We start from the raw sequence: 12,519 nt of genomic DNA, 5'->3' as shown, positions 1-12,519 counted from the left end.
CGTCATGTACGAGGGGGAGGCAATGGACGGGATGGACGAGCAGCCGACGCTGCGGGAAAAGGCGTATGAAAGCTTCACGCGCCACCTGCTGGCTCGTGACGTACGTCCGGGTCAATTCGTCTCCCAGCGACGTCTCGTAGAGTTGACCGGATTGACGCTTGCAGCGATCCGCGAACTTATCCCGCGTCTTGAGGCCGAAGGATTGATCAAGACAGTTCCGCAGCGGGGTCTGCAGATCGCTCATATCGACCTGAACCTCATTCGGGAAGCCTTCCAGCTTCGGCTCTTTCTGGAAAAGGAGGCCGTCGCACTCTTCACCCAATCTGCATCCGATGAGACGGTGGCGGGACTCATCAAGCAGCATTGCGACATTGCCGATGCCATCCTGAACGGCGACGGCTCTCACGAGCTGGAAGTGCGCGCGCAGGCCGTGGACTGGGGTATGCATGACGCTTTTATTGACGCCCTTGGTAATACCATCATCTCGAACGCGTATCGCGTCAACTCAATCAAGATGCGCTTGATTAGCCAGGAGCGCTTTCGCATCGACGGGCGAGTCGGCCCGGTCATGGGAGAACACCTGAAGGTCTTGGAGGCGATCGAGAGAAGATCAGCGCAGGACGCTGTTACCAACCTTGCCGCCCACATCAATCACGCGAGGGATCGCGCACTTAGGATCTAGTTGACAACAAGCCGGCGATGAGGAGATCGGCGGCAACAAGAGGAGGAGTTACATGCCATCATCATTCTTAAATCCGACCCGACGCGGCTTTCTCGCCGGTACCGCGGCTCTTGGCGCGAGCGGGCTGATCGGCATCCGTCCGGCAGCGGCCGCCGTTGACTGGAAGCGGTTTGCTGGGACCACGCTCGAGGTCAATTTGGTCAAGAGCCCACGCAGCGAAACGCTCATCAAGTATCTTCCCGAGTTTGAAGAACTGACCGGGATCAAGGTCAATGCGGAGGCCACGCCCGAGCAGCAGCAGCGGCAAAAAACCACCATCGAATTGAGCTCAGGCAAGCCGAGCTTCGACGTGGTGCACATGAGCTATCACGTCCAGAAGCGACAGTTTGAGAAGGGGGGCTGGCTTGCCGATATCAGTGGGTTCCTCAAGGATCCATCACTGACGGATCCATCACTGGTCGAGAGTGATTTTGCCGAAGCCGGCATGACCTTTGCCAAGGATTCTGACGGCGTTTTGAGGTCCCTGCCCTTCTCGGTCGACTACTGGATCGTCTACTGGAACAAGGCGCTCTTCGAGAAGAAGGGACTTTCCTATCCAACCTCCTTTGATGAGTTGGTGAGTGCGGCCGAGGCGCTGACCGATCCCTCGACCAATACCTACGGTTTCGTTGCTCGCGGTCTAAAGAACGCCAACACGCCGGTTTGGACGACACTGCTGCTTGGCTACGGATCTAGCCCGCTTGGCCCTGACGGCAAACTCCGCACCAATTCGGACGAGGCCGTTGAGGCCGCCAAGCTCTACCAGCGCCTGATGACCAAGGCAGCACCTCCCGGCGTTTCCGGCTTCAACTGGGCAGAAGCGCAGTCGGCCTTCCTGCAGGGCAAGATCGGCATGTGGCTTGATGGTGTCGGCTTCGCTCCTCCGATCGAGAACCCCGAAAAATCGCGTGTGGTTGGCCAGGTCGGTTATGGCATCATGCCGAAGGGCCCAAAGGCGCAGGCAGCGGCGACAACCGGAGATGGCCTCGGTGTTGTGGCTGCGAGCCAGAAGAAGGAGGCCGCATACCTCTTCTGCCAGTGGGCAATCTCCCATGACATGGGTGCGCGCCTGCTTCAGGCCGGTGCCGGTGTTCCGTTCCGTCAGTCCGTGCTCGAAGACCAGAAGGTTCGTGAGGGCGTCAAGATGCCGGCTGCCTGGCTCGATGCCGTCGCAGGTTCGGCGAAAGTGTCGCAACTTGCCTTGCCGATCATCATTCCGGTCACGGAGTTCCGTGATATTTATGGGGTTGGTCTCACCAACATGATCGGTGGCGCCGATCCAGCCTCAGAGCTGAAGACTGCCACAACTCAGTTCGAGCCGGTTCTGGCACGAAGCGAGGGATAATGGCCTCAGTGAGCATGGAAACCGCAACCGCGGTCAAAGCCAAGGCAAAGCAGGGGAGCAAACCGGGTCGGTTTGCTCCCAACTACTGGCCGTTCGTCATTCCCGCCCTGGTCGTCGTGGCGGCTGTTATCGTCTTTCCATGGGTCTTTACCCTCTGGATGAGCGTCAACAGCTGGACACTCGGGCAGGCACAGGTCTTTGCCGGGTTGGACAATTACCTCCGCTTGGCGACGGACATGCGCTTCTGGGATTCGTTGTGGCATACCGTGCTCTATACGACCTTGTCGGTCGCAGCCCCCCTATTCCTGGGGACACTGGCTGCGCTCATCTTTGATGCGCAATTTCCCTTGCGCGGAATACTGCGCGGAATATTCGTGATGCCGATGATGGCGACGCCTGTCGCCATCGCGCTTGTCTGGACAATGATGTTCCATCCACAGCTTGGTGTTTTGAACTATCTTCTCTCTTATATCGGAATAGGCCCGCAGGAATGGATCTACAATCAGACGAGCGTCATTCCGTCACTTGTGCTCGTTGAAACCTGGCAATGGACACCGCTGGTCATGCTGATCGTGCTCGGCGGTCTGGCGGCAGTGCCACGCGAACCGTACGAGAGTGCGGAAATAGACGGCGCCAACGTATGGCAGAAGTTCCGTTACCTCACCCTGCCGATGATCGCGCCGTTTCTGATGATTGCTGTCATCATACGCAGCATCGACGCGGTCAAGAGCTTCGACATCATCTACGCGATGACACAGGGCGGACCGGGCACGGCATCCGAAACGATCAACATTTATCTCTACAACACAGCCTTCTCTTACTATGACATTGGCTATGGTTCGGCGATGGCCGTCATCTTCTTCATTCTCATCGTGGCACTCTCCTTCGTCCTCCTGATGGTGAAGCAGCGTGCCAACTGGTCCGATGGGGGGGCAGGTTAATGAAGCGCAAGGCAATCGATCGCATCGGGCTCCTTTTCGTCGCCCTGGTCATGGTCTCGCCAGTCATCCTCTTCTTCCTGTGGATGATCTCATTATCCCTGAAGTACGAGATCGACAACGGCGCCTATCCGCCGATCTTTATTCCGGAGCGCTTCGCCTGGACCAATTACCTCAAGGTTTTCGAGGAAAACAACTTCTTCCTCTACCTGTGGAATTCGGTTCTGGTCACTGGCGCGGCAACGCTCCTGGCGCTTGTGATCGGGGTTCCCGCCGGCTACGGCATCGCTCGTCTTAAGGCCGAGAAATCGGCTGTCGTCATCATGATTGCCCGCATGACGCCCGGCCTCTCCTTCCTGATACCGCTCTTCCTGCTGTTCCAGTGGTTGAATTTGCTGGGCACACTTTGGCCCCAGATCATCATTCATCTGGTGGTCACCGTTCCGATCGTGGTCTGGATCATGATCGGTTATTTTGAAACAACGCCTATGGAACTCGAGGAAGCAGCAAGCATTGATGGAGCGACGCCCTGGCAGGTCTTCCGCCTTGTGGCGCTTCCGATCGCAAGGCCGGGCATTGTCGTGGCATTCATCCTGTCGGTGATTTTTTCCTGGAACAACTTCGTCTTCGGCATTGTCCTTGCAAGCCGTGAAACGCGCACGCTGCCCGTCGCGGTCTACAACATGCTGTCGTTCGAACAGGTCAGTTGGGGACCGTTGGCCGCTGCGGCCCTGATCGTAACCCTGCCAGTCCTGGTTCTCACTGTCTTTGCTCAGCGCCAGATCGTTGCCGGTCTGACGGCAGGTGCCGTGAAGTGATGCAAGGGGACGTTGCGAAAGAGCAGTCGACACGGCGGCGCCACGTCCTGTGCGTGGGAGCAGCGGTCCTCGACACGCTTTTCAGGGTACGGATCATGCCGACGGGTCAGGGCAAAGTCCTGCCGTATGAGATGCTGCAGATCGCGGAGGGCATGGCCTCGAGTGCCGCCTTTGCAGTTGCCAGACTTGGCGGGGAGGTCAGTCTCTGGGGAGCTGTTGGGGACGACGAGATCGGAAAGCGCATCGTCGACGATCTATCTGCTGCGGGTATCGATACGGTCGGTATGAGGTGTGTCACGGGCGCTCGCTCGGCGGTATCGACGATCCTGATCGACGACAATGGCGAGCGCCTCATTGTCCCCTTTTATGATCCACGGCTGCATGAGCTGACGGAAGCGGTTTCGAGCGTGGATGTTTCGGCTTTCGATGCAGCCCTCGTCGACGTTCGATGGCCGGAGCTTGCTCGGCAGACTTTGATTGCGGCGCGTGAAGCAGGCAAACCAGCAGTTCTTGATGGTGACGTCGCGCCGGACGGCGTAATCGAAATGCTGGCACCTGCAGCCAGTCACATCGTCTTTTCTCAACCAGCCGCCGAGCGCCTGGCGGGCAGCGTCAATCCCATAGAGATGGTCCGGCTTTTGAAGCAGCGGTTCGGCCATGCCTTTGTCAGTGTGACGCTTGGAGAAAAAGGGTCCTACTGGTTTGATGACGACAGGGCCACTATCCGACACCTCGAGGCGCCGCGCGTCAAAGCCGTGGATACATTGGCGGCGGGCGATATCTTTCATGGAACCTTCTTACTGACACTCGCCGAAGGCATGGCGATCGACGATGTGATGCGTCTCTCGTCAATGGCGGCCGCAATCAAATGCCAGATATTTGGCGGGCGCATCGGGGCGCCCGATCGAGGGGAGCTCGAGAGTGCCCTCCTCGCTTGGCCTGCCAAGGCGGTCGATGTTAGCGCAGCTGTGAGATCGAGATAGCGTTCAGGGGCAAGCGGCCTTGGAACGGTCATGGTGCACCGCTCAACCGATGGTTCGCCACCGCCCGCTGAGGGAGGCAAAGGGTTAGGCGAATGCGAATGCATCAGGCTCATCAATGGCTAAGAGAAGGGCAGCGCGTTGCCGCAATCGCCGAGCGCCTGGGCTATGATTCAGAGGCTTCGTTTAGTGGAGCATTCAAACGGATCATAGGCGCTTCACCGGTTACTTTCAGGAACCGTGTAGCGAGCCCTATGCATTAGCGAGTTGCAATATGCGGCAATTGTGGAATACTACATTAAGACGAATTTTCGTCCATTATCCCGGAATGGTTTCGGAGCCTTCCCAGTCCTCCGAGACCTAAACTCGTACGGCCTAAGCCGAAGTCGGTTTCGGCCGTACGTGTCTAATACCTCAATCAACCGAATGGTCAGCTCGCCAACAATAGGGGAAATTCTATATTTAATACGAGTAACCGGCGGTCACTTTTGGAAGGTAGGCCGAAGCATGTCAAACATCTCGGTAACATCGGATTTTGTCTCGGAACTCGCTCGCGCGGTAAATCAAATTCACCTGTTGACGCTCGAGGAGCGGAAGGGGTTGGTCGCTCGCGGGATCAACTGCATCCATGAGCTGAAACATGCGCTTGACACTAGTGGAGCCGATACACCCATGGCATCTCGTACGTTGAGGGATATTGAGACGCTGATCAGTGAGATGGAAGATACTCCCGACGAACTCGTGGCCGCTGCATTCCTCGTTTTGTGCGAGCAGATCAACAGGATGCTCTCAATCTGTGAAAGCGTATCTGAGACAAAGAAGAGGTAGTCGTGATGCGGGTTTGCGCGGTTCCGGTTGGGTCCGCTCCCGTTCATTCATGCCCAGGCTACCACCAGCGAGTTGATTCCGGGCCTCAAGATCGGCGCTTGCTATAGGCTAACTACGTTCTGCAGTTCGCGGACCAATCACTTCCAAACGCCTTAGACCACTGTTATGTTAGCGACCGTGAATTAACGCTTGCGACGGTATTGGATTTGGGGAACCTTCCTTCAGGAAGTCGAACAACCGTCCCGCCATTCTGGATCATAAGGCTCGTGGTATTCTGCTGCGTCCCCATTGTCGGTGCCTTTGCACTGTGGAGCGCAGGCTATTGGTATTATCCCGTCACAGACAAGACTTATCCGGTTTACCACAATGAGGCCCTCTCCTCTCAGCCGCCTGGCGATGCAATTGCCGAGGATGTTGGCCCACGATCAATAGAGTTCAATCTCGCACGCCTTTTCGAGGCCCCAATGCCTGAGCTGACCAGCCAGTTCATGCGCACGTGGCGGATCTCTGGACCCCAAGTCTGTGCAGCGTTTCGAGACGCCGGTATCGAGGCGACAGAGTGGCGCGCCGCTTCCATGCGCAGTGTGAGTTGTGAATGCTACTTTCAACGCATCTACGAACGTGACGAGATTCGTCCTCTACGCTCGACCTTCCTGCGCGTTCGCGGCAACGCGTGGGGTGAGGTTCTTGAGATCAGTGGCAGAATTGTTGGGCCCACAACAGATGATCAGGGAAGCCTCGATCCGTCCGTCATGCGCATCTTCAATGTTCTCGTCAGCCAAGCAAAATGGGGAGACTTCCAGGACACGCTGGTCCCGATCCAGAAGCTTATGGATGTCCGATCGGAGCGCTTCGGTGCAGCTTTCGAGTTCACACGGACACTGAGCCAGGAAAAGAGCTACGATTTTGCCCTGGTCCTTTCCCAGAATTCCAACGAGCAGTCTCGTACGAAAGCTTATTTCTCCAAGGAGAGATGGATGGCCAATCCTAACTACACGCGGAGACGTCCTGTGCTTCAAGTGGAAACGCCGTGAGAGTGACCTTCCCAGTATGAGGGTGTTGCGGAAGGTCTCGTCCGCTAGCGGTGCCGATTTTATGGGTGACAGGGGCATTCTTCTCTGTCACAAGAAGCCGATGAGAGACAGGGGCGCCCGCCGGAAGGTGGGCTGAGAAGAACCCTTTGAACCTGAACCGGATAATGCCGGCGGAGGGAGTCGCTCGGGACTTGCGCAGCCCGCAACGGTCCCCGCGCCTTTCTTCTCCAGCTGAAAGGCACGCAATGGAAGATCAAATCTCGCCAGGATTGCTGTTGCGCGAATTGCGCTCGCAACCACCGTTGGTCCATTGCATCACCAACTTCGTTGCGATGAACATCGCTGCCAATGTGCTCCTTGCTGTCGGCGCGTCTCCTGCCATGGTGCACGCTGAGGAGGAGGCCGGTGAGTTTGCCGCGATAGCTGGCGCCCTTACAATCAATATCGGTACGCTCTCGTCGGGCTGGATGCGCGGTATGGAAGCTGCTGCCAGCGCTGCCAGGGAGTGCGGCAAACCTTGGGTTCTCGATCCGGTCGCCCACTACGCTACAGGCTTTCGTCGTGCAGCCGTTGACCGTTTGCTGGAACTCGGTCCGACCGTCATTCGCGGCAATGCCTCCGAGATCATCGCGCTTGCAGGTGGCAGCAGTCGTGGGCGGGGTGTCGATAGCCACGATGGCGTTGAGCAAGCGGAAGAGTCCGCTCGGTTGATCGCTAGAGCACATGGAGCGATTGTTGCGGTAACCGGCGTCGTGGATTTCGTGACCGACGGATTGCGCGCAGCTCGCATCGCGGGAGGTTCTGCGTGGATGCCGCAGGTCACCGCGCTTGGCTGCTCGCTGACCTGCGTGGTCGGTGCCTTTGCAGCCGTCCGACCTGAAATGCCCTTTGAAGCAACGGTTGCAGCACTTGCAACGTTTGCTGTTGCCGGGGAGACGGCGGCCAGCAGGGCCGATGGTCCGGGTTCGTTTTCCTGGCGGTTCCTCGATGCTCTTGCCGCACTCGATGTCGCTTCTCTCGATCATCAGGCGAAGGTTTTCGCGGCATGAACAGGCTCGATCTGTCCTTATACCTCGTCCTCGACCCGGGTCTCTGTGCCGCGTTCGGCATGGTCGAGACGGCGCAGGCCGCGGTTGCCGGTGGGGCGACTGTTGTGCAGTTGCGCGACAAGCTTGCCGACACAGCACGGATGATTGAGACCGGGCGCGCCATCAAGGGGGCGCTGTCGGGTACCGGCGCGCGCCTTATCGTCAATGACGACGTGGAGGCGGCGATCGCTATCGACGCTGACGGACTGCATATCGGTCAGGACGACATAAATCCGGTCACGGCGCGACGGTTGATCGGGCCTGACATGATCCTTGGCCTCTCGGCCGAGACCGAGGCATTGGCCGCCGCAATCGATCCGTTGATCGTCGACTATGCCGGCTTGGGGCCGGTTTTTGCGACACCAACCAAGCCAGACCACAAGCCCGCGCTGGGGTTTGAGGGGCTTGCGCGGTTGGTACGGGCTTGCCCGGTGCCGTCAGTCGCAATTGGCGGTTTGAACGCCCGCCACGCGCGAGACGTCTTTGCTGCGGGCGCACAGGGCCTTGCCGTTGTCTCGGCCATTTGTGGCACACGCAATCCCTGCGGTGCAGCCCGTGAGATCACTGAGAGCATTGGAAAGGCAAGAGCATGATCCGCAATGTGCTGTCGATTGCAGGTTCCGATCCTTCAGGCGGAGCCGGCGTCCAAGCCGATCTCAAAGCGCTTTCCGCGCGCGGTGTTTATGGCATGGCAGTGCTGACCGCCTTGACCGTCCAGAACACGCAGGGTGTTTCCGGTGTTCACCTCGTACCAGCCCGCTTCGTTGCGGATCAGATCAGGGCTGTCTTTGCCGACGTTAAGGTGGATGCAGTCAAGATCGGTATGATCGCGACGGCCGAGATCGCCGATGCTGTCGCCGACGCCCTTGCGCCCCACCAAGATGTTCCAATCGTTCTTGATCCGGTAATGGTTGCAAAGGGTGGAGCGGCCCTTCTCGACGTTTCAGCGGTCGACGTACTGACCCGGCGCCTTTTGCCCCTCGCGACGCTTTTGACACCGAACCTGCCCGAGGCTGCCGCACTGCTGAAAGAAGAAGCTGCCGAAAGCCGAGGCCAAATGGCGGATCAGGCCGACCGCCTACGCGGATTCGGGCCGGTGGCCGTGCTCGTGAAGGGAGGACACCTTGGAGGCGTTGAGAGCCCGGATGTGCTGGCGACAGTTTCGGGTGTGACATGGTTCGATGCCAAGCGGGTTCCGACCGCAAACACACATGGAACGGGGTGCACGCTTTCGAGCGCGCTTGCTGCGGAACTGGCAAAAGGGGCGTCTCTTGAGGAGGCTGTTACCCGTGCAAAGGCCTATCTTGCCGGCGCGGTTGCCCATGCCAGTGGACTGAGGGTCGGGTCCGGTCATGGCCCCGTCCATCATTTCCATGCACTCTGGTCAGAACGATCGGTCTAGCGCGCAGCCTCGGCTGCCTAGCGAAACGTTCAGCATCAGGATTTAACCGCTCCTGCCGTCAGGCCCGCGATGATGTGCTTTTGCGCCAGGAAGAAGACGATAACCGTAGGCATAATGGTCAGGGTGATAAAGGCGAGTACCAGCTGCCAGGCCGTTCCGAACTCACCCCGATAGACCATGATGCCGAGAGGCCACGGATACATTTTCTCCGAGTTCAGCATGATGAGCGGCAGAATATAGCTGTTCCAGCTGCCGACGAAGGAGATGATGCTGACGGTGGCGATGATCGGACGAGAGAGGGGCAGCGAAATGTGCCAGAAGAACCTGATATAGCCGCAACCATCGACGATCGCTGCCTGGAACAATTCTTCCGGAAGGTTTCTAAAATAGTTTCTAAACAGCAGAATGCTCATCCCAAGGCCGAAGGACACCTGCGGCAGGACGACACCCCAGTAGGAATTCAACAGTCCAAGGTCCCGGATCCTGATGAACAGCGGCAGGATAGCCGTTGCGGCCGGGAACATCAGGCCGATAAGAAAGTAGTTCAGAAGGAAATCAGAGCCGAAGAATTTCACATGCGCGAAGGTGAAGGCGGCCATGGCCGAGACCGATACCGTTAGGCAAACCGTCAAGGTGGCGATGATCAGTGAATTCATCATCTGCCGCCAATAACGGTCGCCAAAAAGGATGTCGGTATAGTTTTCGGGGTGCCAGGCAACCGGCAGTCCGAAAGGGTTGGTGCGCAGGTCGCCGAGATCCTTGAAGCCACCCAGTGCTGTCGTCATCAAAGGGACAAGCACGATTGCGGCAATGATCGTCAGCGAGACGTAAAGGTAGATCTTTGTGCCGGTCGGAACCCGGGATGTTGATGCCATGTCAGTCATTGCGCATGAATATCCGTTTGTAGCCAAAGGCGAGGGTCACGCAGATGACAAAGAGGACCACGCCTACGGCACTGCCGAGACCGACCTGCATGCGGGTGACGCCAAAGTTGAACAGGAAGGTGACCATGGTCTGTGTCGCATTGAACGGACCACCGCCGGTCAACGGCATGATGAGGTCAAAAAGCTGCAATGAGCCAACGACGGCAAAGAAGACGGACAGGCGGACCGTGGAACCGAGAAGGGGTAAGGTGATGAAGCGGAACCGCTGCCAGCCGCTTGCGCCATCGATCTCGGCCGCCTCGAGGACACTTTTGTCAAGCGACTGCAGGCCTGCAATGAAGAGCATCATGTGGAAGCCGAAATACTTCCAGACGATCACGGCAAGCACTGCATAAATCGCCAGGTCCTTATCTGCCAGCACATAGGGGGTTTCAACACCGATCAGATGGGCGGCCGAAGCAAATAGGCCATAGTCGCCGTCATAGACAAAGCGCCAGATCAGACCGGCTGCGACCTCCGCGAGCACGTAAGGCAGAAAGAAGATCAAGCGGAAAATGACGACGCCGGCGATCCTGTGGGCGAGCATCATGGCCAGCCAGATAGCCAGCGGAATTTGAATCAGGATCGAGATGAAGATGATCAGGGCATTGTTTTTCAGCGCCGTCAGGAAGGCGCTGTTCTTGAACAGCACCTCGAAATTCCGCATTCCGACAAACTGTGTCGGCAATCCGTAACCATCCCACTTGTAGAGGCTATACCAGGCCGCCTCCCCCATCGGCAGAATGACAAATATCGTAAACAGCAGCAGCGCTGGCGGGAGAAACAACAGCAGAACCGGCAGGCGCCGCGCCAGGCTTGGATCCTTGGTCCGCACCGGCGCCTTTACGGCCGGGCGCGCCCGGATGGCGCTCGTTTCTGTGATGGTAGTCATTGCCGATCCCTGTTGCATTGCCTCGAAAGGCGGCGCGGAAGCGGTTCCGCGCCGCCGTGGTCCAGATCAGAGCTGATCCTGCTCGAAGGCTTCCTGGATTTGCTGAGCACCCTCGGCGGCGCTCATCTGTCCCGATACGATTGCAACAGAAACATCGTTGACCACACGGCCGACGGACGGACCGAGATCCTGATCGAAGAAGTTCTGATGCCAGGTTGAGTGCGCGAGCTGTTCGGCTGCCTGGTGCATCAACGGATTGGTCACCCCGTCGTCAGCACCGACGGCGACGGGGATGAGCATGCCGGCCTTGGCCATCTCACGCTCGTTCTCGGCATTCGTCAGATAGGCAAGAAAGTCGAGGGCCTCAGGTGGTGCCGTCTTCGTAACGGCCCAACCGTTCAGACCACCCAGGGTGTCCGTCACTGTTCCAGCGCCGCCGGAGACTGCCGGGAACGCGAAGCGACCGATGTTTTCTGGATCAAGGCCTTTTCCGTCGCCCGAATTGGTACGCTGGTTGGCAGCCGTGTTTTCGAACCCGAGGATCATCGCAGCCTTGCCGTCGCCAAAGACGCCAAGAGCTTGTGGCCAGGTCGCGCCGAGATAGCCGGGTTGGAAGGGTTCAAGTTTGCCCAATTCGGCAAGTTGCTCGCCCGCCTTGATGATCGCGGGATCGTTGAAGCCCTCGCCCTGCCCGTTCTTGGCCGCGTCGAAGACCTTCTGGCCGCCATCACGCATGACAAGATAGCTCCAGTAGAAGTGGATCGGCCATTTTTCGCCGCCGCCGCCAGCGATCGGTACGATGCCTGCATCCTTAAGCTTCTTGACGGCTGCGAGGTAGTCGTCCCAGGACTTGATGGATGCTGCGTCGACACCGGCCTTTGCAAACATCTCCTTGTTATAGAAGAAGGAAACTGTTCCCATCTTGTAGGGCACAGCGCCAATCTTCCCGTCAAAGGTCAGGCCGTTGATGGATGCCGGATTGTAGCTCTTCAACCACGCGCCATCCTTGGCATTCATCGCGTCTGTAAGGTCCATGAGCGCACCTGTTTGAAGCTGCTGCTTCAAGACGCCGCCACCCCAGCTGAAAAACAGATCCGGGGCATCGCTCGACTGTAGCAATGTGGGAAGCTTGGCCTTGAAGGCCTCGTTCTCCAGGAACTGCATTTCGATCTTTACGCCGGGGTGTTCGGTCTCATACTTGTCTGCGATCTTCTTCCAGACCGCGAGATAGTTCGGGTCGATCTCAAGATGGAGCCACTTGACGGTCGTGTCGGCCGCGGCACTTCCTGCGGCAATCAGGAGCGCCAGTCCGGTCGCCGCTGAACGTGCGATGAAACGGCTGCGCAACAAGGCTTTCGCCCTCATATGATCAAACATGATTTCTCCTCCAAAAAAGGGAAAAATCGTCCTCTTCAATTTTTTCCCTTATGCGGATTAAATCATCGGGAGGTTTCGCAGAATGTCAACTCCCCTTGGTGAAATTGGTAGATTCGCCTTGACAGAGGGGGTTGCTGGCGCGCTATTTAATTCGCATACCGTTGAAAATATCA

The 12,519-nt window shown here is 57.8% G+C and carries 13 protein-coding genes, 1 pseudogene and 1 riboswitch; of the genes and pseudogenes, 11 read left to right on the top strand and 3 right to left on the bottom strand.

The annotated features are described in order from the left end of the window. The first annotated feature begins 4 nt into the window (after positions 1-4). From JNB88_RS08265 to thiD, 11 genes and pseudogenes are all read left to right on the top strand, one after another. Positions 5-682 (top strand): GntR family transcriptional regulator, encoded by a 678-nt coding sequence (locus JNB88_RS08265; RefSeq protein ID WP_220355028.1) that lies wholly within the window; start codon positions 5-7, stop codon positions 680-682. Positions 683-734: 52 nt separating this feature from the next. Further along, entirely contained in the window at positions 735-2,066 is a 1,332-nt protein-coding gene (locus JNB88_RS08260; RefSeq protein ID WP_220355027.1) for an ABC transporter substrate-binding protein, read from the top strand. After that, complete coding sequence (locus tag JNB88_RS08255) at positions 2,066-3,007, top strand: carbohydrate ABC transporter permease (RefSeq protein ID WP_220355026.1); 942 nt, start codon at positions 2,066-2,068, stop codon at positions 3,005-3,007. Before JNB88_RS08260 ends, JNB88_RS08255 begins: the two co-directional genes overlap by 1 nt. Next, positions 3,007-3,822: a carbohydrate ABC transporter permease gene (locus tag JNB88_RS08250; protein ID WP_037135985.1), complete on the top strand. Its 816-nt coding sequence runs from the start codon at positions 3,007-3,009 to the stop codon at positions 3,820-3,822. Before JNB88_RS08255 ends, JNB88_RS08250 begins: the two co-directional genes overlap by 1 nt. After that, positions 3,822-4,805 (top strand): sugar kinase, encoded by a 984-nt coding sequence (locus tag JNB88_RS08245; protein ID WP_220355025.1) that lies wholly within the window; start codon positions 3,822-3,824, stop codon positions 4,803-4,805. The genes JNB88_RS08250 and JNB88_RS08245 overlap by 1 nt, the downstream gene beginning before the upstream one ends. Before the next feature lie 83 nt (positions 4,806-4,888). After that, positions 4,889-5,065: pseudogene (locus JNB88_RS08240) on the top strand (helix-turn-helix domain-containing protein); the annotation flags it as partial. A gap of 244 nt (positions 5,066-5,309) precedes the next feature. Beyond that, on the top strand, positions 5,310-5,630 hold the full coding sequence (locus tag JNB88_RS08235; protein WP_220355024.1) for a hypothetical protein: 321 nt from the start codon (positions 5,310-5,312) through the stop codon (positions 5,628-5,630). Positions 5,631-5,896: 266 nt separating this feature from the next. Beyond that, positions 5,897-6,664, top strand: a complete 768-nt coding sequence (locus tag JNB88_RS08230; protein WP_420832173.1) for a DUF6030 family protein — start codon at positions 5,897-5,899, stop codon at positions 6,662-6,664. 99 nt (positions 6,665-6,763) lie between these two features. After that, positions 6,764-6,860, top strand: a riboswitch (TPP riboswitch). Positions 6,861-6,909: 49 nt separating this feature from the next. Continuing rightward, a complete protein-coding gene (gene thiM / locus JNB88_RS08225) occupies positions 6,910-7,713 on the top strand; it encodes a hydroxyethylthiazole kinase (RefSeq protein WP_220355022.1) in 804 nt (267 codons plus the stop codon). Continuing rightward, on the top strand, positions 7,710-8,345 hold the full coding sequence (gene thiE, locus JNB88_RS08220; protein WP_220355021.1) for a thiamine phosphate synthase: 636 nt from the start codon (positions 7,710-7,712) through the stop codon (positions 8,343-8,345). The genes thiM and thiE overlap by 4 nt, the downstream gene beginning before the upstream one ends. Continuing rightward, positions 8,342-9,154 carry a bifunctional hydroxymethylpyrimidine kinase/phosphomethylpyrimidine kinase gene (gene thiD / locus JNB88_RS08215; protein WP_220355020.1) on the top strand — a complete coding sequence of 271 codons (813 nt, stop codon included), beginning with the start codon at positions 8,342-8,344 and terminating at the stop codon, positions 9,152-9,154. Before thiE ends, thiD begins: the two co-directional genes overlap by 4 nt. Before the next feature lie 35 nt (positions 9,155-9,189). On the opposite strand, the gene JNB88_RS08210 is transcribed toward thiD, so the two are convergent. From JNB88_RS08210 to JNB88_RS08200, 3 genes are all read right to left on the bottom strand, one after another. Continuing rightward, entirely contained in the window at positions 9,190-10,038 is an 849-nt protein-coding gene (locus JNB88_RS08210; RefSeq protein WP_037135978.1) for a carbohydrate ABC transporter permease, read from the bottom strand. Further along, positions 10,031-10,969 (bottom strand): carbohydrate ABC transporter permease, encoded by a 939-nt coding sequence (locus JNB88_RS08205; protein ID WP_220355019.1) that lies wholly within the window; start codon positions 10,967-10,969, stop codon positions 10,031-10,033. Before JNB88_RS08205 ends, JNB88_RS08210 begins: the two co-directional genes overlap by 8 nt. Before the next feature lie 66 nt (positions 10,970-11,035). Beyond that, positions 11,036-12,346: an ABC transporter substrate-binding protein gene (locus tag JNB88_RS08200; protein ID WP_220355018.1), complete on the bottom strand. Its 1,311-nt coding sequence runs from the start codon at positions 12,344-12,346 to the stop codon at positions 11,036-11,038. Positions 12,347-12,519: the final 173 nt, after the last annotated feature.

It is taken from the genome of Rhizobium cauense (assembly GCF_019511525.1).
In the GTDB taxonomy this organism is placed as follows: domain Bacteria; phylum Pseudomonadota; class Alphaproteobacteria; order Rhizobiales; family Rhizobiaceae; genus Rhizobium; species Rhizobium cauense.
This window is presented reverse-complemented; position numbering and strand designations above follow the sequence as displayed.